The following is a 21,211-nucleotide window of genomic DNA, read 5'->3' as shown; positions in this document are numbered from 1 at the left end:
TAATTCGTTTTAATAAACAACTGGCAACTCTCCCCATCGTGTCGTGTACCTCGGAGATTTTAATTCGGCCTTCATCGCCGCCCCGCCGTACAGACTGGTCGCGCCAGTTCGTATTGTGTCTTGCCCCCAGGTTCGATTGATCCGATCCAGTACACTCATCAATCGTTCCGACTTGGCCAGGTGCGCAGGACTATCAAACAGCGTGACTTGCTGGTGCGCTTTAGGGCTAAGTTCCATTAACATAACGCCTGCTTTCTTGTAGTTATACCCCTGTTTATAAATATTTCTCAGACCTAAAAGGGCATACCTGCTGATTTGGCAGGTATCGTCGGTGGCCATCGGTAATGGGACTACTACGCTGGGCTGATATTGGCGGTCTTCTAGTCGAAATCGGTTGGTATGAATAAACACGAGCACTGCACCTGCCAAGCTCTGTTGAAGTCTGAGTTTTTCCGTAGCGCGTTCGACATGGTGCGCAATGGCCGCTCGTAGTACAGACGGTTCGGTGACTAACTCACCAAAGGAACGCGAGTTCATAATTTGCTTTTTAGTCGGTGCAACATCTTCCAGTGCCAAAGCTGATTCACCATTTAATTCGGCGATGGTTCGCTCCATCACCACCCCAAAGCGTTCTCTCAACCGTTTGGGGCAGGCTTGGGTCAAATCCAGCACACTGTGTATTTGCATCTCGTTGAGACGTTTAGCAAGGCGTCTACCGATGCCCCATATTTCCCCGACTTCGGTCTTGGCCATCCAATAGCGTTGTTCACCGGCTGACATGCCCGTCAGATCGCAAACCCCGTCAAACTCGGGGTTCTTTTTGGCCAGAAAGTTAGCAAACTTGGCCAGTGTTTTACTACTACCAAAGCCCACACACACCGGCAAACCAATATCACGGCGAATTGTCAGACGAATCGTTTGGCCAAAGGTGATGGCACTGTCATAGAGGGGTAGGACGTTTTCTACACGAAGAAATGATTCGTCAATGGAATAGACCTCCATGTCTGGGCTAAATCGCTTAAGCACCTGCACAACCCGATTCGACACGTCTCCATAAAGCGTGTAATTTGACGAGTAAGCAACGATGCCATGTTCTTTAGCGAGGTTATGAAGCTTGAACCACGGCTCCCCCATTTTGACGCCGAGTGCTCTAACTTCGGCTGAACGTGCGACGACACAGCCATCATTGTTGGAGAGCACGACCATCGGTTTGCCATCGAGCTTGGGATTAAATACCCGCTCCACACTCACATAGAAGTTATTAACATCGACTAAACTAAAGATTGGATTGGTGTGCATGATTGATTAACACCGTCTTACGACCGCTCTGACAACTCCCCACACCTGCAATTCATTGCCATCTCGCAAAATAATGGGCCGATACTTAGGATTGTCTGGGCGTAATTCGACGCGGCCACCGCGCATGAACAATCTTTTAATCGTAAACTCACCGTTATAAACGGCGACAACAATTTGCCCATGCTGCGGCGTGATCGAGCGATCAACCACGACTTTGTCACCATCCAATATACCTGCAAGTTGCATCGAATCGCCCGATACTGTGAACATGAATGTAGCCTCTTTGCGTTCAATCAGATATTCGTTAAGATCGAGCGGATCTTCAGAATAATCGGCGGCAGGCGAGGGAAAACCTGCTGATAATCGCACCAACGCCACCGGCACACCACTGGGCATGGCCGTTTTAATGCTGATTGGAGTCTGGTAGAGGGTCGGTATGCTAGGTTCCATAATGGCATAAATTGCTGTGTTTATATACAGTATAATCCACATCACGAGATTGGCAAATGTGCGTTAATTTCACGCCTATCAAAAAAGAACGGCTCAAAGCCCCGACAGGGGTAGAGCTGGACGATTACCCATCAGAAGCCTATCCAGGCTATCAGGCACCGATGATCGTGTTAGATGAGTCAGCGCAAACAAGAGTCGAGCTGGCAGTATTTGGGTTGATCCCACATTGGGCAAAAGATCGTTCATTTGCAAAGCGTACTTACAACGCTCGATCTGAAACCGTGGCAGAGAAACCCAGCTATCGTCAAGCCTGGAAGCGCAGACAGTTTTGTTTGATTCCCATGGAACGGTTTTACGAACCCAATTGGACAAGCGGTAAGGCGGTCAGGTGGGCGATTGAGCGGCAAGACCATGAGCCGTTCAGCGTGGCGGGGATATGGGATCGATGGACGGATAAAACGAGTGGTGAGGTGGTGCAATCGTTTTCGATGTTGACGATTAATGCTGATGGTCATCCCATCATGGGCCAGTTTCATAAGCCTGGTGACGAGAAACGCAGTTTAGTCATTGTCCCGCCATCTAGCAGAAAAGACTGGTTAAGCGCCACTGCGGATAATGCGTTCGATTTGATGCGGGAATTACCAACGCAAGAGTTCACTTCACGAGCTGATCCCAAATAGATTTTGGATCAATTTGCGCTAACTATGCTGCTTCATTCTTAGGAATGGGGTTCGATTGATTAATTCCTAATCAACAATTCCAAGGACTGAAGGTCAGTGAGGGGTGTCGTATTGGGACGTTCAACATATTGCCCCAACAAAATCAACATCATGCGTAACTTTGTCTCCGACGAGAGTGGTCCATCGGATAATTGCTTCTCAATATGATCCACGGCGTCAGCCACATAACGCAACACGTCCGGCGCAAAGTCACTCGGCTTTGGCACATGTTCCCGCCCCAACAATATAAACAGCACATTAAATCCCAGCTCATGTAAGGTGTACAAGAAAAGAGTACTCGGCGAGGTATAACCATTCTCATATTGGTAAATCGTATGCTGCCGCATGCCAACGCGCGCGGCCAAACTATCTTGTGTAAAACCCAGTCGTTTACGTTCTAACCGCAAGCGCTCACCAAGTGCTTTTGCCTGGGCCGCTTTATCCATAAATTTCATCCCAATCGATTACCATCCGGCTTAATATTAATTGTTTTACAAGTAATTACTTGTCAATATATATTTATATATTGAATTAAGTGCATCATATTAGCAGGTAGCTGACTCAACTTTGACTAGCAAAGGCATCTTTACAATGAGCTACACCAAACCTTGGAAAAGCTATGAAGATCAACTGAATCAATTGCTCGGCCGGGGCATGGTCGTTGACGACCATGCACGTGCACTGGATTATCTAGAGCGCATTGGTTACTACCGCCTCAGCGGCTACTGGTACGCGTTCCGCGAACGTAGTGAGCCGGTATGCCTGCTGGATGAACATAGCCACAAGCCGAAAAAAGTACGTGAAGGGCGCATCGTGTTAGATGCCTTCCAAGAAGGAGCCACCTTCCAGAATGCGGTGGATCTATATGTGTTCGACAAGCAACTTCGTCTGCTGGTGATGGACGCGTTAGAGCGCATCGAGGTGGCATTGCGTGTGGATGTGTCCCACTCCTTGGGGAGGCTTGATCCATTTGCCTACCTTAAGCCTGAGCTGTTCCACACAGAGTTTGGCTCCAAACTGGATAAGGACTCGGGTGTCACTCGACACCACGAATGGTTGGGAAAGCACGCTCAATTGATCAGCCGTTCCAAGGAAGAATTCGTTCGACACAACCGTGCCAAGTATGGCCTTCCGTTGGCGATCTGGGTAGCCTGTGAAGTGTGGGACTTTGGCACGCTATCAACCCTGTTCAATGGTATGCAAGAGAAAGAGCAAGATAAAATTGCCAACCAATACTGCGTGAGCAATGGCCGAGTGTTCGCGACATGGCTGCGTAGCTTAAACTACCTGCGTAATGTATGCGCGCACCACAGCCGTCTTTGGAACCGAAACATCATTGACCAGCCGAAGCTGCCATCTTCAGTTTCTGCCAAGATGGAGTGGATCAAACCGTTTGAGGACGATACACACGCGCGAGCACGTTGCTTCTTACTCTTGAATATTACCAAGCATCTGCTTGGCGTGCTCAACCCTCGCTCAAGCTGGTCCGATCGATTGAAAGCACATCTCATGACTTTCCCTGATCTATCTCACCTTAACCTTAACCTTACTGGTATGGGCGCTCCCAAGGATTGGGAGGCTAGGTGGTAGTACAGGCAAGAAAAAACCCCTCAGCAGCTTGTCTGCCTAGGCAGAGTTACCGAGAGGGGCCGTGTTAAGTAATACTCTATAGTATAGGGTATAGGTTGTCAATAGCGGTGGTTGTCTGCAAACGTACGACTAAGACTAAAAAACGGATAGATAATTTTGGAGAAAACGTGGTGATTTCTCCCTTAGAGGCTGGAAATGCCGGTGTCTTATTCGATACAGCTTACGCTGCATTGGCTCGTGCTTTTTTCATTATGTTTACCGGATCTGCATCACTTTTTTTCATTAACTTGGCAAAGTTTTCATTAATCGTGGCACTCTACAGTTAGACCGTTTATACATCCATTAATCTGCCATTTCCACTACGCCGTAATTAATCTTATGTTAAAAACGTCGTATTCAGTCCCTCTCCTGCTATTTCAAATTCATATTTGAATTCCCTCATAACTTTACGTTAATCTTCGTCATCAGACTTTACCAAGCACAAATCCAAACTTGAAGACGATATTCATTGTGTTAGTTTCTAGGTAATACAAGCGCCTTGTCGCGGATGCCAGCTATGGCCTTTCTTGCCATATTCAAATCTATCGTTTGCCGCCAGCGTTCAAAAGTCGGCTTGGGTTGACGTCGGCCGAGCCCAGGATACTCCGTGTCGTAATGAGAGAAACTGCGCAGCAGCCTGTCGCATGTCTGTACCAAACGAGCCGGGTTTGCCTCTTGTAAGGCGTGTCCCAGTGTGCTGAAGTGATGTAAAGCGTCTGCGAGAAACATCAAATCTAGTGCCTCTCGTTCTCGATCATAGGGTATGTGAGTAGAGTTAGATGGGCTACCACCGGTGTAGGCGCTGTACATCCGAATTGCAGTTGCTGTGTCGCCTGTAAATTTCATGAGCAAGGCAAGCTCTGAGGTGAAATTTTGTTGCATGTACTTTTCCCTGCTTGTCTTTACTATGGTGATGTATTCAGTCAATTTCCATTGCGTCGATAGTGGCTTGGTCTGTGACCTTGCCAGTAAAGAATTGATCGCCTTCGGACATGGCATTGATGAGTCTTTCTCTTTGGAGTTTTAGTATGCCTTGCTCAAGTGTTTTCTTAAGGCGCTTAGCTTCGGCCTCAGTGAGTGAAAAACAATTACCTTCGATATCAATAGTCAGCTTGGGTATAAAGACGCCAATTGCTTGAAAGAATATTGTCATTTATTGGAGAATAAATATCTGTAGCTAATTGAATTCGATTTCAAGGGTGGAAATCAGATCCAATTAGACAGTAGTTAATGAATAATATGGCCGAAGAAGTGCCAAAACTTTAAGACGTATCCATAGATCAAGCCTGCGAATACTGCGCCAAAGATTAAAAGGAAAGGTAAAACTAACACGGCTCCAATAAGTACATGAATTCCGTAAAATGTTCCTCTAAACGTTTTGACACTTGCGCCATGAAAAAACCTTATTACCCAAGCAATCGCCACAAATGGAAGCTTGATCAAGTACGCAATTGCATCAACGGCATTGAGCGCCTGGTACTTGACATGTAAGAACTTAGTTCGAAGGCTGCGAGTGCTACGGTAAGTCTTGTAGCCCACTTTGTTTTTTACTTCATAGGCCGCACTTTGATCATTGCTCGCCACTAAATGGAGTCGGGTTGTTTTCATTTTGTACACTGCCAGTCTGAATATTTTTAATTAACGCTTGAAGTTCTATTTGGTATTACAAGGATACTATGTATTTACACAGTATTTTGTAACTCTGTTCAAATAATGTTTATGCTAATTCAGGCAGTGCTGGCATCTTGTCTTGATCGCTTCGCCAAACCCAGCTAGATAGCCCACTTTCGTTAATCAGCGTATCGAGTGAGCTTTGATAGGCTTCGCTGCTGCCAGGTGGAATGATATACATTGCCGTGCTGCTATTGGCCGTGTCAGTTGCTACTAGGGTAGCCATTGGGGTTAATTTGGACTGGTTATAACGTGCGCCTTTTATAAAACGGCGGTTGTGATTAGTCATCGCGTCAATCAAATGCTTTTCGTAAATGTTATCGAAGGGCATCCATTGAGCAGTTACATTCATCAGTGCAATTTCCTCAATGTTGGGTATCAGGTTTTCGTTCACGCTGAATGTGAAAATGGCTATGAGCTTACTGTCGTCCAAAGCATTCCATAGTCCCATTTCTTTTTCAAAGCGTTTCTTGAGCCTTTTGTGTACGTCTTCGTTCAACATAAAAGGGCAGTCAGGAAGCTGCTTGAATACTATTTTGTACCCATAACGGGATTGTCCAATTTCTTTAATATCGCCAAGACCAATTAACAGGCTACGTGCGCCGCCTTTTTGTGCAATGACTTTTGTAAATAGCGCATTGCGCCTGTGGCTGATATTGTCCTTCTCTTCGAGCCTGAATGTCTCGGGTATAAAAATGATATTTGAAAGTGCCGTGCCCTTGGAATGTTTGTTCTGTGTGGCTTCAATTAAGTATTTTCTGATAACGTACCAGTTCCGCTTATCTTTCATCGCCGGTGTCCAGCGATTGAATTGCGCTTCCTCCCACAGAAAATTAAGTGTCGAAAGTATCGTCATTTTGTTGCCGTCAGTAGTCACGCTGTCTGCCGGCTCGTCGCTGGAAGGAACTGGTGCAACTCTGCCCGCTACTTTCGTCAACGCATAGTCAAGTTTCAGTGTGATCGCCCCTGATTCCGCATCTTCTTGAATCGCCGTACCTAGTAACTGTCCTAGACCGGACAGTTCGGCTGGCGGCTCATAGGACTGACAATTACTATGATGTTGACTGCCTGTATTGGGCATTCGCTTAATATGCAATTTACCTGATACTTTGGCAATGTACATGGGGATGCCTGTATCAATGCACAGGCAGACAGGACGAATTTTCTTGGTATAAGCATGTATTAGTTTGCTCTGAAACTCTTGTTCACTGAGGGTGTTTTGATCGAGTATGTCTCGTTCAATTCGATAGGCGGAATGTTTTAAATGACTCAAGATAATCTCTTCGCGGTGATTAGCAAATCATGCTCGCTCTAAGCCCTTGTTTCTCGTGCGCTCGACATCACGCACTATGTCGTTGGCTTTGCGTGCTTCGTGGTCATAAACTTTAATGAGCGGGCTTTTCTCGGCATTCTTAGCTTGGGTTTTAGCTCTTTCGACAACTTCTTTTTGTAGCTCATCGACTTTAGTAATATCCCAAGTATTTCGAGTAACACTCTTTTGAGTTACGCCATGCTCGTCTTTGCTAACAAGTGGCACAACCCTCCGTCCTTGATAGGATAGGACAACATCTTCTCCTGGCTTTACTTGGTTCTTAAATAATGAGCGTTCGAGATCAACGCCCCAAATCTTTTTCTCTCCTGAGTCCGTTGCGATTTTGATGAAATAGCTATCACCATTTTCTGGTTTGTCGTCGTAGGGTGCTATGCCGTGCTCAACTAACTTGCCAACATAGACTCGATTGTTTTGCATTTTCTGTGCTGCTATTTCGGCGGCTTCACGAACCGCTTCGTTTGAGTCACCTCGGTCACGTAAGATGGTTTGCAATGTGTCGATTACTTCTTTTTGCCGTGTTGTTAGCGTGCTGTAGTGCTCGTCAATTGGTTGCTTTTCTCGGGGTTTGTTTGTCTTAATCGATTGCTCGGATTTTTGCTGGGTTAGGTCTTTCTCTTGCAATAAATCATTAAGCTTTGCAATGTCCACTTTCTTAGGCCGGAATCCTTTGACTTCAATACCGCTTAACTGGGCTTGCAACCAAGCTTCGCGCTTGAATTCCTCCGATCCATTAACCTTGATGGTAGTCCATCCTTTTGCCTCGGCCAGATCAACCATTGCTTTGATAACATCAGGGTCATTATTGTTCGACGCGAGCTTAGAGCCTTTATCTTCAAAGGCTAGATTATTTTCGCGCCCGCGAAAATAATACTTATCTTCAGCTTGCAGAAAACGCTTAAGGATGTGCGCCGGTGTTTTTAAATCTACTTCATCAAAGTTCTTTTTATCAGACTTTTCATCTTGGATAGGGGGTTCAGAGATTTGTTCGGCGCGAATCTGGTTCACTTGCGTCTCTTGTACCTTTTGTGAAATATCATCACCATCAATGAAGGCGGGTTTATCAATATCTTTTGAACCAACCTTGTCCCATAACTCGGCAGCCTTAGTCCAATTCTTGGCCGCAAGTAGTTCCAGCTCTCTCATGACACCTGAAATATCATCACGGTCTTGCCAGCCTTTTTCCGGTATTTGTGCAGCTCTCAGCTTTGCTTCAAGCTCGCTCAGTCGTGTATCACTATTGGTTTCTGTACTGGCCTGGTTCGGCGTGTTGCTTTCGGGTTTGATGGTGTTGCCGTTATTACTTGAGTTCTCTGTTGTCATGTCGTTCCCCTATTCACATTGCTGCTGTGCTATTGCTGGCATTAAATGTCAAGGTAATCTCGGTGCGACGATTCAGCAGTTTTCCGATGGCTGGGCTGTTATCAACAATGAAATAGCCAGAAGAAAATGAGTTGGCATTAATAATGTCTTTGTTGATTCCTTGACTAATTAAGTATTTCGCTGCCTTATCACTTCGCAATTTAGCGATATTTTGGTTAGTTCTATCGTCAGTGGCGCTATCTGTATAAGCATTGATCTGAATGGCTGTCGCCAGTTTTGCCATTGCGATGAGCTTGTTCTGATTTTCTGGTGTAAGTGGTAAATCTGATTTGCCTGTACCGTAGAAGAAACGGAAAATTGATGTATTGCCTGTTTGCTCAAAACTGGCTATTTGTGGCGTGTTAATGATTCCTGGTGCTGCTCTTGGTGCCTCGCTCTGAATGATTTTGGCGTTGCCGCGCTGTTGCAATAGATAGGCTTTATCATAGTTCTCGTCGGCTATTTTTTGGACTTCTTGCGCATGGATGGCCGTCGCCGCTTTGCGCTTGCCATCACGACTATAAAAGTTATTTTCTAAGTTCATCTGCATCGTGATTAAGGCTTGCTTAACAGATTCAACTTGACGGGTTAAAGCCTCAATCTGTCTTTCATAAATGGTTTTGTCTCGCTCGAATTGAATTTCTTGCTTGTTTCTGGTTTGCAGTGAATCTAGTTCGCGTTCCTGATTGATAGGAATTCGATTGCTACCGTCGGGAATAACTGCTTTGGGTGCTGAACCACAACCGCTAAATACGGTCGTTGCTAATAAACTAACTAATATCATTTTTTTCATATTCGACCTTTTTTAGTTTTCGTCTAAGACTGAGAGATCAATAGCACTCGGATTTAATGGATGTAACGATGCCGGTAGAAATGCTGTGCTGCCTGACCATTCGATTGTCCCGCCATCATCTTGGGTTGCAGCTATTTCATCTTTGATTTCAAAAGAGAACGTATCTTGATTGGCATCGACGCCAATTTGTTCAAAGAAGTCATTGACTAACTCTGTCAAGGCTTCATGGCTTGCCTCACTCTTATCTAGGGGGGCAATAGTGGGTATGTCAATTGCCAGTTTGCTTAAGTCAATCGCCTCATCGTCTTTCAATACCCTAATTCTTTTCTCTGCCTTTGCAGTAAATAAGGCCACGTCATAAACGGGGACTGGTGAAGAAAGGTCGCTTTCTACAAAGGCTGCGTGTTCCAATTCATTTTGATTTGGTACGGTGGTTCTCAACTGTGATAAGTACTGGCTGACTCCGCGAAGCCGATTAATAAAGACATTGTTTTTATAAAAGAAGCCCTTATTGCAAAGAATTGGTTTGGTATTTTCCAGCAGCAAAATAGATTGATCCTGCGGCATTTCACGCAGTTCTTGCGGTAGCATCAATGCCCTTCTTTGGTCTGACACGTTTTCACTTGTTGAGCCATTCCCCCCCCATCCTCGCGTTCTACTGATCCCGCGTGATGTGGCCTTTTCCGTAAGATAGCCGAGCATTTCAGAGTATTCGTTCGCGTCCTTTTGTTCTTTAGGCGGGAACACAATCTGTAGCGCATGGTTGGTAGTGAGTGTTCGAGTGTCTTCTTTACCGTAGGTGGCTTCTAACTGTGCAATGCTTTGGCAAACAGTCAACAAGCGCATGTTGTAGCCCGCTGTAAACCCGATAGTCTGAGGAATAATGGCAAGCCTGCCAATGGAGGTGAATTCATCAAATATAGTTAAGCATTGGTATTTCAGGTCTTTGTTTTTTTGGGGTAGTTCGAGGTTGTGATTGATGAGCTGTGAAAAGAATAGATTGACTAGAACCCTGGCATCGCCAAGGCGGTTCGGCTGAATGCCAACATAGATAGTCATGCGCTGCTTGCGCACCTGAGATATATCAAAGTCGCTGGCCGAAGTCGCGGCATCGACTAAAACATTAGCGAAAATCGTCAATGGTGCGAGAAAACTAGCTTGGATATTGGCGATCGTATTATCTGAGCCAGCACAGAAACGATTTAGGGCGCTCTGGCACTCATCGCTTAACGGTTCACCAGAATCTAATCGACTTCTAATGAGGTGCTGAATATAATCTCGCGCTGGACGCCCATCACCTGTACCCTGCCGCAGTATTTCACCCAGCGTAAAGGGCTTTTCTGGTGTGTCCAATAAGTACAAGGCAAGTCCTAGGAATAAGTTTCTGGCTTGATCATTCCAAAAACCGTCTTTATCATCTTTGCCTCCCCCATTCGGGTAAAACACCTGGGCAATCGCGGCAATGTCACTAGATCGTTTTGTAATTGAACGGCTTACTAAATCGAACGGGTTCCAACGATGCCCCTTGCCTTCATCATCAAACGGACTAAACAAAAATACCTGCTGGCCGTGTTTTGCTCGGAATCCAGATGTGTATAAGAAGTTTTCAGATTTAATGTCAAAACAAACGATCGAATCTGGAAAGTTTAATAAATTGGGGATAACAATGCTGACGCCTTTTCCTGACCGAGTAGGTGCGATCAATAAGACTGATTGCTGACCCGCGAACTGCAAATACTGATTATCGTACTTGCCAACAATAATGCCTTCGTCACCCATTAATCCGCTTTTTTTGATTTGGCTGATGTTGGCAAAGCTTGCATCCCCATGCAACGACCGCCCTTTTTGAATGGTCGAAAGGTAAATCAAAAAAGGTAAAACAAAAGTGCTAAAAAGCCCTAGTCCTGCGGCAATTTTTAACCGTTTGCCCTGTATCACATCATCCGAATAGAAGTGGTAATACTTCGGCCATGTTTCAAGGCTAACATCCACCGGCCAGCTTTTATTCACAAAGTAATAAAAGTACCCTGCCAAGTAGTCAGACAGTATCAGACCGACTGAAATTACGAAAAGAATGCCAAACACCGCAAATATATTTTTTGCTTTCATGATCCTGCCTTGTAGACGCGGCCTTCTCCAAATTGCTCTTTTAATTTCCCCACTGGATCAAAACTGATTTCGCTGATGAATCGGTCTTTTCTAAGTGGATTGCCCTTTTCGTCGTAGACTCTCACAACCTCGATGTGAATAATTACATCGATTGTGAGCTTGATAAGTCTTTTTAAAGAATCGGCGTCATAAATTTGTGCGTGGTCATGCTCTTTTGCCATAAAGACAAATCGTTCAGCAGCCAACGCACAGGATTCTGCATGATAGGATGTGATTGCGCCGCTATGACCAGTTGTTAATAATTTCAGAAAATCGAAAGCTTCACTACCCCGCAATTCGGCAAGTAAAACGCGATCAGGCTTCATCCTCATGCAACTAATAATTAGCTTGGCCGGAGTCACCGACTCAGCGCCCTGCCCGCCTTGCGAATAGGTTAGATGACTGACATTCCCATGCCTAGGCAAATAAATTTCACGAACATCTTCAATCGTGATGATTCGATTGTCAGTAGGAATCTCTTGGCATATCGTTTTCATAAACGTGGTTTTGCCTGACCCGGTATCACCGACAACGGCGATATTTTTCTTACGTGCAACAGCTAATTTGATGAAATCTTCAAACCTGCCGCTTCTCAGGTTTTCGACTAGTACCTGATCTTCTTCGCGCAATTCACTTTTTCTACTTTCATAGTTTTGGGGTAACGCCCATCGATATTGAGAAAAGAATCCTGACTTGGTATATTGATCGAGGGTGCGGTTAGTCGGGTCGGGTATCCTGATTGTCATGCTAATCACTCCCCTCTCCGTGATGGGAGGTATGCAAATCTGAATTCGCTGACCGCCTGGCAGTTGTGCCGATAATATTGGATGATCCTGATCCAATATTTGTTCAGTATGGCTCGCAACAGCCTTTGCTAATGAATTGCATTGGTTAAAGTCGAGTTCGGGCGTATCGTGTCGTTCCCAGCTTGGTCCGGCCTCCGTCCAGACTTCGCCGGGGCGATTGATGCAGATCTCCGTCACGCCTGGGATGTTGAAGAATTTTTCTAATGGGCGGAGGAGTTCGCGCACCATTGCGCCATCTTGCATCATGTTAATCGGCTCTGAGTGCATATACAGTTGAAAAATCTAAATCACGAGCAACAAAGATTTCTACTCTGTCGCCTTGGTTTTTATAAAGTGTAGGTTTGATATTGATAGTGTTGGCAAGCACTTGTTGTGCGATGCTCTGGCCGGTCTGTGCGCTATTTTGGTAGATATTGGTGCCGCCACCATTGCCAGTATTATTAGAAGATTTTGCAGTTTCGTACTTAATAAAATCCTGCACAAAACTTAATAGAAATGCCGCACCGATACGCTCTGTCCAGCGATTATCTAAATAGCCGTCCAACCCCATTGTGCCTAATCCGTCTGCTGCGGGTGAGTTGAGGTTGATAATGATGCCCGCGGGCGTTTTAATGCGTGTCCATAACAAGAATAAGCGCCTTTGGCCTGGGCTCATCATGGCCGTGTAGTCTCCGACCGCTTCTGATCCTCTTTCGAGTAGCAGGATTTTGCCGTTATCGCTGTAGACGTTGGCGGTTAAAACACACGTTGCCATGCCTGATACTTCGCTGATGACTCTGGTAGAAAGTGAACAGTCAATCGTTCTGCCTTTCGGCAAGATCATGTTCCTGTCACCCAGTTTTGTCGCTGAAACTTTTTCCGTTTGGTTGCCTTGCAATAGTGGCCCGATAGCGCCTTGTGGATTAGGAATGCTGGCTGGTGGTTGTGCATTCTGCGGCAACGGTGATTGGTATAAGCCGGTGGGCATCATGCCGCGGCCATTCATTTGATTGGCGCTCAAAGATTGGGCAAGCATCGCCATCGGGTTGTATCCGTTAGACGTGGCGGCGCCTGTCGCTAACATTGCAGTGTTGGCTGCGGGAATAATGACATCGCCTGAGTAACGGCTAATAGTTGGTTGCGTATTAGTGGAGGTTGTTGGCGTTGTTGTAGCCGGATTGTTCGGATTTATAATGTGTCCATCTTTACAGACCCTCATCGGGACACCACTTGCAGCCTTAACAGGGCTTCCATCATTGGATAATAATATGGAGGAAACTGACCCATCAGTACAGTCCGCGCCTTGTGCTATTTGTGTCCCGTTTTGCGAAGATGACTGACTACCTGGCGGTAATGGGGGTGGGTCAGTATCGAAGATTCTGCGGCCAGTAGCACTTGCAGATGGGTTTTGTTCTTTCTTTTGCTGTTCTGCGACCTTGTTCTCTTCTGCTTTTTTTTCTTTCCGGTATTTGTTAAATCCAAAAATTGAAGCAAGTACGATGATTGCCACTACCATGAAAATAAAAATGGCTTTCGACATCCAGTTAGTTGATTCGCCCCCACGAGTATTAACTGAAACAATTGAATTTAACGCTGGCGCAGGGTGTTCGTTAATTGTATTTTTAGCTTCCATGTTTTCGCCTTATTTGACTGTACGGTTCACGCCAGGAACATTCGTGCCATGTATTGGCTCGACTCCATAACTGTCAAAATCATCGTTCCAGATGCCTACTACAGCTTTTCCAAGTCTTAAGACAAAGCGCCTTCCCATTCTTTCTACAACTGCTAAATCACCCTCCATGTGGAAATTGATTCTGTTTTCCTCTTCATTGGGGGAAATGTAATAAATCGAAGGAATTTCACGATTGGCGGGGAATCTGAAATACGTGAATGTCCCATCATCAAACACCATAGCCGGTGTGATTTCTTCCCCACCTTCGAGTACTTGCATCGAGTACTTTGTGTTGCGTGGCTTTGGTTTATCCAGAGAAATGCGTTGATCAACACTGGTTTTGTCATTCGTGACCGGGTTGACACCAATTAGGCTATTTGCAATTGGTATTGCGGCCGGAAAACGGTAAATAACCCGAAACATAGGCTGTCCTGCAAAGTTCTTTTCTCCAGGTTTGCGACCATTTGGCGCATCATCCAGCACATTAAATTCAAAGCTGTAGTCTCGTTGATTTGTTTTAACTTCTAGATTGTTAGTTGTCGCGCCATCCTTTGGCTTGACCCATATTTGATTGCTATCAACGTCAGCCCTGATACACCATTCAACAGTTTCCTTACCACAATCAGCAGCAAAACCTGACGCAGACAAAACGATTTTTTCATCGTCCTTGAGCACAATTCTTGTCACTGAACCGCGTCGTACCTTGATGACGGCAACCTCATCACGCTTATAGGTAATGTACCGAACTCGGGGATCGAGATCGCTAGGCTCTGGTATTTCAGCGGCATGACCGTGTATATGGCAACTCAGCATAAATGCTAAGTAGGCATGCTTTTTAGTGATAGTTGAATTGGTTAGGCGCATTATCGAGTTTCCACGGCAGGCACGGTGCTAGTTGTATTAGCGCCGCTTGTGGGTTGTTGGGCTGAAACAGTAGGACGAGAAAGCTCAGAGTCAACTCGATACCCGACTACTTTGTAGCCAAGTGGGTTCATGATCAAGTCTTTCTCTTTTCCAAACATGGAAGGCTCATACTTATACGCAATAGTGGCAACATAAACATTGGGCGGTTCTGTGTTGTCCATATTTGCGCGTTTAATCGTCTTTTCGAAACGGACAATGGCTTTAGTACTCACATCGTCGTGATTCAATGAAACGCTAATCACGTTGATCTTGATTTCTGTGTTGGCGCCATATTTCTTGTCTCTTGCATTGTTGCCATCATAGAGCTTGGCGTAGTCCTGGCCGATCTCGGGGGTGCTCAATGCCAAAACATTGTCATAGTCTGACTGTAGTAATGTGTAGTAATACGACTCGCGATACGTAATGTATTTTTTTGCCCAATACTTATCTTCGAGTTCCTGATAGCCTACAGTACTTCGGTTGTCCAGTGCATTAACTAGCTCAATATTGCCTGTCGCTTTGTCCATGATGTACAGATGCGGGACGATAGTACGAAAAGGTGCGAGCGTGGCAATTCCAATCACCGACACAATGGCGAGTGTTGATGCAATGCCAGCAACCCACCAAGCGCGGCGCTCAGATTTCATGCTTCTCGCCGCTTTATCAGATTCCCAATTCATGGCTTCTTTGTACGCGCTTGTTTCGTTGTTAAGTGTAATAGGGGTCATAATATTTAAGGAGCAATAGGCGGGTTGTATACATAACCATCAGATAATTTTTTTGTGGCGTTAAACGAATTAATTCTCCGTTCCCTAATGGTTTGATCGACGGCTTGTCTTTGCGCTTCTGCCATTGACGCCATGACTTGTAGTCGATTGCCATCATTGGCAATTTGAGTCTGTTCGGATGCGATTCTGGCTTGTAATTCCTGAATCGATTTGGCGTCGGTAGTAGTGTTAATCCTGGCTTGTAATGCCTGAATCTGGCTTACTCTGGTATTGATTAAGTCGAAAGCATTTTGCAAAATGGATTTGTTTTGTGCATTCTGGTTGAGTAAGGACTGACAGGTGCGTTGATCTTCGCCTTGTCTGTCTTCGCAGTTATATTGCATCACTAGATTACGTACAGCCTTCGCTGCTGTAGTTAACCCACCAAGTCCATTTTGATCGATAGCGTTATAGGTATTGGTTAAGTCTGCCGGTACAACATTTTGCAATAGTGGGTTGTTCAAAATATCGCCAAGATTTCTGACGCCAGAAATAGAGTTGTAGGTATTAAGTCCGGTCTGGATTTGCTGAAACATCTGTGAATATTGCTGACCCCATGCCTGCACTTGATTTATTGCTTGCAGTAAGTTGGCATAATCAAATGTTGGCACACCTGGCCCAACTTGGGCATTGGCTGGGGTGTAATAAGAACTGAGTACAAAGAATGAAGTAACAATGATTTTTTTGAATGTAGACATACACACTCCTAGGCTGATCGTTTAATGTTGTTAAGTGTCTGGCTCTGGTAGCTAGGCACCGAATTTGGTGAGCTTGATATTGATGGTGTTACCGATTTAATTTCACCACCACCGGCTTTGGGTGGGCTAGATTTGGCACCAAATCCTCGCATAAGGCTAGATGCGACTTCACGTCCAAGCCCTTGCAGGCTTGCGCCACCAGTTAGGGCGCTCGCAATTTTGTCGATATTTAAGAGGACGACGCCTAAAGTGATGCTAATAATGATTATTTCGTTAACGGCATCGAGTGGTGAATAACCGGCTTTGATATTAGGGAGGTCTAAGACCAATTGTGCTTTCCCTTTAGTCATGTAGTCCTGTAAAAAACCGACTTCCAGCGCAATGATTGTTCCAAGTAAGGCAGTTAATACAGCAAAGTTAAGGGCTTGTCCTAACCAGCTTTCTGTAAATCTCTGCGTGGCTGGAAACATTGCGCAAAGGATAAATGCGGGGCCTACAGCAAAAATAATAACTAACGACACTTTCGCAAGTAAATACATTCCGAGCGAGACAGTGACAATAAATATTTCACTAACAACAACAACCAAAGCGAAGCAAATTAAGGTCAGATCGGGTATTGTTGTCGTTATCGCTTGCTTAAAAAGGAGTGAGGCAATTCCTGAAAATGTATCAAATAGGTTATCTAGTTGTCCACCGATAGTTGTTGCGCTACCCATTGCTGTTAGCAGGCCCTCTTGAATGCCAGTGATCCCGTTGACTATATAGCTTTGGTACTGACCTGGCACGAGGGCAACTGCTAAGATCATGCAAATCTTCACTGTCTTCCATATAAAAGAGTGCAAAGGGTCATTGGTATCGCCGCGCATTGTGGCGTAGCCCATCACGATCAAATAGATCGTGATGCCTACTAGTGCAACTGGCTGCAATAGTGTGCAGAGGGCTGTACTTTTTGTTGTAACAAAAAGGTTAAGCATGGTGTCTATTGAAGTTTCTGCTACCGTGGCGATACCCATGTTGTTCTCTTTTCTACGGTTGAATAGGTATTATTCTTTGGGTGGATTCTTGGTTGCGTCTGGTTTAGTGTTGCTCGGGTGATAAACATAACCATCTGAAAGTTTTTTTGGTGCATTGAATGATTCAATCATTCGCTGTCGGTGCTCTTCATCTTTTTTAATAATTTCAAGTTGCTTCTTTGCCAGTTCATCTTGGGCCGAATGGTTTTCGCAACCACTCAACGAAATTGTGAAAATAATTAAAAATAGTTTGATCACGGTTTTCATGATGAAATTTCCTTTCTGTTGATGATGTTGGTTTTACGCTGGAATACTCTGCTATGCAGAAGCGGCATCCATTTTAGGGGGTCATCACCAACCTCTTCGACAATCTCGTCAAATATTGCGATGTTGTCCATTGATCCTGAAATGATCGTCAAAATATCGTTCATGCCTTTTAGATCAAACGTAACAATCGCAGATTTATGGCCTTGCTTAACTAAAAACATTCGGCTTGTTTCGCCCAAGTTTTTTATGATTCTGAACTCGGATTCAGTTAACTTGAACCCGTTCACATAATCATCGCGATCTGCCTTTGGGTTGGGCAGATAAATTTGAGTCACTGACTGCTCAACCATTGTTTTGCCAATCCGGTGAGTCAGTACATCTGACGGGGACTGAGTTACGAAGACACCAAGACCAGATAATTTCCTGATGGTCTTTTGATGATTCAGCGCAAAATCAGAGAACATTTCATCCATCAGTGGCTTCCAGAATTCCTCCATGAAATAAATAAATGGTTTTCCATCTATGAGCGTATCTGTGATGTGCAATAGGTACGCCATGATAGGAGTTCTTACTTCTGGATCGTCAAGGAATTCGGTATAGTCATACCCGAAAATACTTGCCGATTTCAGGTCTTGAGTGTCGGTCGGATTATCGAAAACCCAGCCAAGGGGTTGGCCACGAGTCCACTTCTTGAGTCGTTCTTTAACGCCATCGCCACCAACGGTATTTGCCAGATTTTGGTAAATGGCAGAAAGGCTGCGCAATTCATGCGAGATTTGCCGAGACATGACAGTGCGTACCGCATGACTAACTTCGGCCTCTTCCTTAGCACTCAGACCATTAGGTTTTTTGACAAGCTGCTTAACCAGTTTCTCGCAAAACTGAATGTTTTTCTCAGACGTTTCAAACTGAAAAGGGTTAAATCCTGTCGGTTGACCGCGCTTGATCGCTTTGTATTTTCCGCCAAGGGCTCTAATGCAGAGTTCGGCACCACGATCTTTATCAAAATGGACGGCTCTTAAGCCTTGGTATTTTGTGGCAAACATGAGTAGTGACATTTCCAGAACTGTTTTACCTACGCCAGTCATTCCGCAGATAAAGGTGTTGCCTGGAAGCTTTTCATCCGTCGAGTCAAGGTCTTCGGGACTGGTATGAAAATTAAAGTAGTACGGTTGTCCCGAAGGGGTCTTAAATAATGCAAGTCCTTCGCCCCAAGGATTACCATGCCGCTTACCCCTTGAGAAATTATGAAATGGACTAAGGCATGCAAAATTTCTGCTCGTAATCGTCGCTTCTCGCGGCCTCATCCACCAGTTGCCGGGCAGTTGTGCAAACCAGCCGCTTTCGGGTATCGCATCCATAACAGACACTTTGAACCCTGATTTATCTTGAAGAATGGTACGTGCAGAAGACATGTTTTTCGCTACATCATCCAGCGTGTCTCCAAATATAGCGAGGCTGTAGTGATATTCACCCATTTCTATAAATCCAGATTGGACGTGTTCAATGGCTTCGTCCAATTGGCGTATTTCCTGTACGGCTGTGTCTTCGGTCGCATGCAGATGCCCTTTCTGATCTTTCAAGGCACTGATCGCATCGCGCTTTCCTAGAATTGAAAACGATTGCGTTTCAATATATTCATAATCGCCATATAGGATGCCGTTGTTCATGCCGGGCTCTGTCCAAGATGGGTAGTCCTGGAAGTCAAGCATGCCAGCAAAAGCTTTCTTTTTCGGATGCCATATCTCAATGAAGCCGTTTCTGTCCCCAAAATGAAGTCGGGACGACGGTAGGTAATCACTGATTGATACCCTTTGCAGTGGTATTTCTTCCCATATGCCATTAACAAGAAACCCAAAGAAGGACAACATTTCTGAATACACAAAATTGTTCTTTGGGTAGGTGCCTAGGCGCTCGATGCCGTAAGCATGAAGGCTGGACTCTACTTGCTTCGCGATGTCGTCAAGTTTATCTAGGTTGTTCTGCTCAGTGATGTTTAGTTCTTCAATCGTTTTTTTATTGATACGCTTAAAGAACGACACCACTTTAGAAGCAATAGGTTTGTAGATGACCGTTAGATATAGTTCTGTAGCCATCTGCCGATGATCTTTAAATGAATCGTTGTATCTTTCATTGAAGTCTTTGCAAAATGGTATATGAAAGTCGCCGTCCAACCGCTCATTGACAATGCGTCTAACTTTGTGTGTCCAAAATGAAATCTGGCCGCCACCCATGGCATGGATGAAATTATTTAAAGATTCCTTCTTTGCCAATATTTCATCAACGTCTGCGGTTTCAAAAGTAATCCCATCAAGTCGCCAACTAGCAAGTAGATAACCCGTTTTTTTCATTTTGATGACGTTCTCGCTTAGATGCGAGCTGTACGGAATGAAATCACTCATTGAAATTTCATTATTGGCTGATTCTTTAATTTTTGTACTGCTTTTCATTTTGCCGGCCTTTTTTTATAGCTAATTGGCGAATAACTGTATGAACCCCATTTTTCTCTCGAAGCCGACATTCTGATTCTGAGTCGTGCTTTCAAGAGTGTTTGTTTCAGTCTTTGATCATCCTTTTTAGTGATCTGTCTTAGCGTCATTATTAAAGGGATGTAGACCATGAATAAAAAGAGGCTCAAGTAAGGCGTTAAAAAGTAAGCAGCCCAAAATGCTAGAAGCAGAGTCAATCCCGTTAACAGGATAAAGTGCAGCATCGGAACGCCAAAGAACATGGCGGGCCGAGTACAGCCTTTAAAAACTGGATCAGCGTAGCCTTCCATTTAGGCGGTAAAAATGTAGGTAGCAATCGCTGTCGAACCACCTGCAATAATTCCGCCAATTGCAATGTCAGAGACCTCTGACCACTTAGCATGTTGAAATGCCATCTTGAAGCCGACCCACATCAATGCAATTGAAAAGATGGTGATGGCAACACCATATAGTGTTGCTTGCATGTTTGTCATAACTGCTGTTAATTTTGCAATCTGAGCATTAGCATCACTAGTTACTAACGCTACAAACAATAAGCATAGTAATTGGCTGGGTTTGAGGCTGAGTTTCATAATTTTCCTTAAAACAAATGGTTAATTAAAATAACAATGAACTTTTAGGCTCATTTTCTTTAGTATTGTCTTGTTTCTTGTCTTGGTCATTTCTAGGTAATTCGGTGTCTGTTGCAGCGCTCTCCTTTCTTGGTTTGGTAGCTTTGTACTTAGGCGGATCTTGGGTTGTTCTGATGGCTGGAATGACATTAGGACTATTCTCTGCCGCTAGAATCGCCTTGACATAGCCAAGTTTGTAGCCTGCTGTAAAGTTACCGCTGTAGTAGCAACTGAACGAGTCCCGCAAGGCGGTCTGTTCGTTCTTACTACTTTTGTAGGCTCGCAAGTAACAGTCTTTTAGTATTTCACTGCCTGCCCTTAAATTGGCACACGGGTCGAATGCGCTATTCATGGTTAGGCCATATTTTTCAAGGTTGTATTTATTCACCTGAGCAGCACCAACGCTGAAATTAAATCCTTGTTCGTCGAGTGACTTTGCCGTTGCTAATGCCTCATCCAGTGATTTTGGCTGTCTTTGTAAACGACCTCCCACTACCCCTATGGCATAGGGATTGAAGGACGATTCAACGTGAACAATCCGGCGCATCGTGTCCACATGAACGTCGGGTGCGCACTGCATGGACAGGGCGGCAAAGTCAATCATC

General features: G+C 44.8%; 23 protein-coding genes. 2 read left to right on the top strand and 21 right to left on the bottom strand.

Features of this window, described 5'->3' with window-relative positions; translation table 11 throughout:
- Positions 1 to 9: 9 nt before the first annotated feature.
- Both ACMYR3_RS17015 and ACMYR3_RS17010 read right to left on the bottom strand, forming a co-directional pair.
- Entirely contained in the window at positions 10 to 1,299 is a 1,290-nt protein-coding gene (locus tag ACMYR3_RS17015) for a Y-family DNA polymerase (RefSeq protein ID WP_424196615.1), read from the bottom strand.
- Between the two features lie 6 nt (positions 1,300 to 1,305).
- Positions 1,306 to 1,749: a LexA family protein gene (locus ACMYR3_RS17010; RefSeq protein ID WP_424196613.1), complete on the bottom strand. Its 444-nt coding sequence runs from the start codon at positions 1,747 to 1,749 to the stop codon at positions 1,306 to 1,308.
- 56 nt (positions 1,750 to 1,805) lie between these two features.
- Here ACMYR3_RS17010 and ACMYR3_RS17005 point away from each other — a divergent pair, with 56 nt between their 5' ends.
- On the top strand, positions 1,806 to 2,429 hold the full coding sequence (locus ACMYR3_RS17005; protein ID WP_424196611.1) for an SOS response-associated peptidase: 624 nt from the start codon (positions 1,806 to 1,808) through the stop codon (positions 2,427 to 2,429).
- A gap of 59 nt (positions 2,430 to 2,488) precedes the next feature.
- On the opposite strand, the gene ACMYR3_RS17000 is transcribed toward ACMYR3_RS17005, so the two are convergent.
- On the bottom strand, positions 2,489 to 2,914 hold the full coding sequence (locus ACMYR3_RS17000) for a helix-turn-helix domain-containing protein (RefSeq protein WP_424196609.1): 426 nt from the start codon (positions 2,912 to 2,914) through the stop codon (positions 2,489 to 2,491).
- Between the two features lie 145 nt (positions 2,915 to 3,059).
- On the opposite strand from ACMYR3_RS17000, the gene ACMYR3_RS16995 reads away from it, so the two are divergent.
- Positions 3,060 to 4,058 carry an Abi family protein gene (locus tag ACMYR3_RS16995; protein WP_424196607.1) on the top strand — a complete coding sequence of 333 codons (999 nt, stop codon included), beginning with the start codon at positions 3,060 to 3,062 and terminating at the stop codon, positions 4,056 to 4,058.
- Between the two features lie 513 nt (positions 4,059 to 4,571).
- On the opposite strand, the gene ACMYR3_RS16990 is transcribed toward ACMYR3_RS16995, so the two are convergent.
- From ACMYR3_RS16990 to ACMYR3_RS16905, 18 genes are all read right to left on the bottom strand, one after another.
- Positions 4,572 to 4,979 carry a hypothetical protein gene (locus tag ACMYR3_RS16990; protein WP_424196606.1) on the bottom strand — a complete coding sequence of 136 codons (408 nt, stop codon included), beginning with the start codon at positions 4,977 to 4,979 and terminating at the stop codon, positions 4,572 to 4,574.
- A 37-nt stretch (positions 4,980 to 5,016) separates the two neighbouring features.
- Positions 5,017 to 5,250 carry a hypothetical protein gene (locus tag ACMYR3_RS16985; RefSeq protein ID WP_424196604.1) on the bottom strand — a complete coding sequence of 78 codons (234 nt, stop codon included), beginning with the start codon at positions 5,248 to 5,250 and terminating at the stop codon, positions 5,017 to 5,019.
- Positions 5,251 to 5,324: 74 nt separating this feature from the next.
- Positions 5,325 to 5,705 carry a hypothetical protein gene (locus ACMYR3_RS16980; RefSeq protein ID WP_424196602.1) on the bottom strand — a complete coding sequence of 127 codons (381 nt, stop codon included), beginning with the start codon at positions 5,703 to 5,705 and terminating at the stop codon, positions 5,325 to 5,327.
- 109 nt (positions 5,706 to 5,814) lie between these two features.
- Positions 5,815 to 7,041 carry a DUF1173 domain-containing protein gene (locus ACMYR3_RS16975; protein WP_424196600.1) on the bottom strand — a complete coding sequence of 409 codons (1,227 nt, stop codon included), beginning with the start codon at positions 7,039 to 7,041 and terminating at the stop codon, positions 5,815 to 5,817.
- A gap of 27 nt (positions 7,042 to 7,068) precedes the next feature.
- On the bottom strand, positions 7,069 to 8,421 hold the full coding sequence (locus ACMYR3_RS16970) for an LPD7 domain-containing protein (protein WP_424196599.1): 1,353 nt from the start codon (positions 8,419 to 8,421) through the stop codon (positions 7,069 to 7,071).
- A 13-nt stretch (positions 8,422 to 8,434) separates the two neighbouring features.
- Complete coding sequence (locus ACMYR3_RS16965) at positions 8,435 to 9,253, bottom strand: OmpA family protein (protein WP_424196597.1); 819 nt, start codon at positions 9,251 to 9,253, stop codon at positions 8,435 to 8,437.
- A gap of 12 nt (positions 9,254 to 9,265) precedes the next feature.
- Positions 9,266 to 11,362 carry a type IV secretory system conjugative DNA transfer family protein gene (locus ACMYR3_RS16960; protein WP_424196595.1) on the bottom strand — a complete coding sequence of 699 codons (2,097 nt, stop codon included), beginning with the start codon at positions 11,360 to 11,362 and terminating at the stop codon, positions 9,266 to 9,268.
- Positions 11,359 to 12,453, bottom strand: coding sequence for a P-type DNA transfer ATPase VirB11 (virB11, locus tag ACMYR3_RS16955; protein WP_424196593.1), 1,095 nt, complete (start codon positions 12,451 to 12,453; stop codon positions 11,359 to 11,361). Before virB11 ends, ACMYR3_RS16960 begins: the two co-directional genes overlap by 4 nt.
- 1 nt (position 12,454) lies before the next feature.
- Positions 12,455 to 13,819, bottom strand: a complete 1,365-nt coding sequence (gene virB10, locus ACMYR3_RS16950) for a type IV secretion system protein VirB10 (RefSeq protein ID WP_424196764.1) — start codon at positions 13,817 to 13,819, stop codon at positions 12,455 to 12,457.
- 9 nt (positions 13,820 to 13,828) lie between these two features.
- Entirely contained in the window at positions 13,829 to 14,722 is an 894-nt protein-coding gene (locus ACMYR3_RS16945; protein WP_424196762.1) for a TrbG/VirB9 family P-type conjugative transfer protein, read from the bottom strand.
- On the bottom strand, positions 14,722 to 15,441 hold the full coding sequence (locus ACMYR3_RS16940) for a virB8 family protein (RefSeq protein ID WP_424196760.1): 720 nt from the start codon (positions 15,439 to 15,441) through the stop codon (positions 14,722 to 14,724). Before ACMYR3_RS16940 ends, ACMYR3_RS16945 begins: the two co-directional genes overlap by 1 nt.
- Before the next feature lie 53 nt (positions 15,442 to 15,494).
- Positions 15,495 to 16,226 carry a P-type DNA transfer protein VirB5 gene (gene virB5, locus ACMYR3_RS16935; protein ID WP_424196758.1) on the bottom strand — a complete coding sequence of 244 codons (732 nt, stop codon included), beginning with the start codon at positions 16,224 to 16,226 and terminating at the stop codon, positions 15,495 to 15,497.
- 8 nt (positions 16,227 to 16,234) lie between these two features.
- Positions 16,235 to 17,239, bottom strand: coding sequence for a type IV secretion system protein (locus tag ACMYR3_RS16930; RefSeq protein WP_424196756.1), 1,005 nt, complete (start codon positions 17,237 to 17,239; stop codon positions 16,235 to 16,237).
- Between the two features lie 30 nt (positions 17,240 to 17,269).
- A complete protein-coding gene (locus ACMYR3_RS16925; RefSeq protein ID WP_424196754.1) occupies positions 17,270 to 17,506 on the bottom strand; it encodes a hypothetical protein in 237 nt (78 codons plus the stop codon).
- Complete coding sequence (locus ACMYR3_RS16920) at positions 17,503 to 19,956, bottom strand: VirB4 family type IV secretion/conjugal transfer ATPase (RefSeq protein WP_424196752.1); 2,454 nt, start codon at positions 19,954 to 19,956, stop codon at positions 17,503 to 17,505. The genes ACMYR3_RS16925 and ACMYR3_RS16920 overlap by 4 nt, the downstream gene beginning before the upstream one ends.
- Positions 19,953 to 20,219: a VirB3 family type IV secretion system protein gene (locus ACMYR3_RS16915; protein WP_424196766.1), complete on the bottom strand. Its 267-nt coding sequence runs from the start codon at positions 20,217 to 20,219 to the stop codon at positions 19,953 to 19,955. The genes ACMYR3_RS16920 and ACMYR3_RS16915 overlap by 4 nt, the downstream gene beginning before the upstream one ends.
- Positions 20,220 to 20,285: 66 nt before the next feature.
- Positions 20,286 to 20,567 (bottom strand): TrbC/VirB2 family protein, encoded by a 282-nt coding sequence (locus ACMYR3_RS16910; RefSeq protein WP_424196750.1) that lies wholly within the window; start codon positions 20,565 to 20,567, stop codon positions 20,286 to 20,288.
- Between the two features lie 25 nt (positions 20,568 to 20,592).
- Positions 20,593 to 21,210, bottom strand: coding sequence for a lytic transglycosylase domain-containing protein (locus tag ACMYR3_RS16905; RefSeq protein WP_424196748.1), 618 nt, complete (start codon positions 21,208 to 21,210; stop codon positions 20,593 to 20,595).
- Between the last annotated feature and the right edge of the window lies 1 nt (position 21,211).

The sequence above is a fragment of the Ampullimonas aquatilis genome (genome assembly GCF_049675895.1).
Lineage (GTDB): Bacteria > Pseudomonadota > Gammaproteobacteria > Burkholderiales > Burkholderiaceae_D > Ampullimonas > Ampullimonas aquatilis.
This window is presented reverse-complemented; position numbering and strand designations above follow the sequence as displayed.

Bases quoted from the DNA above. Each gene is read 5' to 3' on its own strand.
- ACMYR3_RS17000 (WP_424196609.1), bottom strand. From the start codon at position 2,914: ATGGATAAAGCGGCCCAGGCAAAAGCACTTGGTGAGCGCTTGCGGTTA.
- ACMYR3_RS16920 (WP_424196752.1), bottom strand. From the start codon at position 19,956: ATGAAAAGCAGTACAAAAATTAAAGAATCAGCCAATAATGAAATTTCA.
- ACMYR3_RS17005 (WP_424196611.1), top strand. From the start codon at position 1,806: ATGTGCGTTAATTTCACGCCTATCAAAAAAGAACGGCTCAAAGCCCCG.
- ACMYR3_RS16940 (WP_424196760.1), bottom strand. From the start codon at position 15,441: ATGAATTGGGAATCTGATAAAGCGGCGAGAAGCATGAAATCTGAGCGC.
- ACMYR3_RS16945 (WP_424196762.1), bottom strand. From the start codon at position 14,722: ATGCGCCTAACCAATTCAACTATCACTAAAAAGCATGCCTACTTAGCA.
- ACMYR3_RS16930 (WP_424196756.1), bottom strand. From the start codon at position 17,239: ATGGGTATCGCCACGGTAGCAGAAACTTCAATAGACACCATGCTTAAC.
- ACMYR3_RS17010 (WP_424196613.1), bottom strand. From the start codon at position 1,749: ATGGAACCTAGCATACCGACCCTCTACCAGACTCCAATCAGCATTAAA.
- ACMYR3_RS16905 (WP_424196748.1), bottom strand. From the start codon at position 21,210: ATGATTGACTTTGCCGCCCTGTCCATGCAGTGCGCACCCGACGTTCAT.
- ACMYR3_RS17015 (WP_424196615.1), bottom strand. From the start codon at position 1,299: ATGCACACCAATCCAATCTTTAGTTTAGTCGATGTTAATAACTTCTAT.
- virB11 (WP_424196593.1), bottom strand. From the start codon at position 12,453: ATGATGCAAGATGGCGCAATGGTGCGCGAACTCCTCCGCCCATTAGAA.
- ACMYR3_RS16970 (WP_424196599.1), bottom strand. From the start codon at position 8,421: ATGACAACAGAGAACTCAAGTAATAACGGCAACACCATCAAACCCGAA.
- virB10 (WP_424196764.1), bottom strand. From the start codon at position 13,819: ATGGAAGCTAAAAATACAATTAACGAACACCCTGCGCCAGCGTTAAAT.
- ACMYR3_RS16925 (WP_424196754.1), bottom strand. From the start codon at position 17,506: ATGAAAACCGTGATCAAACTATTTTTAATTATTTTCACAATTTCGTTG.
- ACMYR3_RS16910 (WP_424196750.1), bottom strand. From the start codon at position 20,567: ATGAAACTCAGCCTCAAACCCAGCCAATTACTATGCTTATTGTTTGTA.
- ACMYR3_RS16980 (WP_424196602.1), bottom strand. From the start codon at position 5,705: ATGAAAACAACCCGACTCCATTTAGTGGCGAGCAATGATCAAAGTGCG.
- ACMYR3_RS16965 (WP_424196597.1), bottom strand. From the start codon at position 9,253: ATGAAAAAAATGATATTAGTTAGTTTATTAGCAACGACCGTATTTAGC.
- ACMYR3_RS16995 (WP_424196607.1), top strand. From the start codon at position 3,060: ATGAGCTACACCAAACCTTGGAAAAGCTATGAAGATCAACTGAATCAA.
- ACMYR3_RS16985 (WP_424196604.1), bottom strand. From the start codon at position 5,250: ATGACAATATTCTTTCAAGCAATTGGCGTCTTTATACCCAAGCTGACT.
- ACMYR3_RS16915 (WP_424196766.1), bottom strand. From the start codon at position 20,219: ATGCTGCACTTTATCCTGTTAACGGGATTGACTCTGCTTCTAGCATTT.
- ACMYR3_RS16960 (WP_424196595.1), bottom strand. From the start codon at position 11,362: ATGAAAGCAAAAAATATATTTGCGGTGTTTGGCATTCTTTTCGTAATT.
- ACMYR3_RS16990 (WP_424196606.1), bottom strand. From the start codon at position 4,979: ATGCAACAAAATTTCACCTCAGAGCTTGCCTTGCTCATGAAATTTACA.
- virB5 (WP_424196758.1), bottom strand. From the start codon at position 16,226: ATGTCTACATTCAAAAAAATCATTGTTACTTCATTCTTTGTACTCAGT.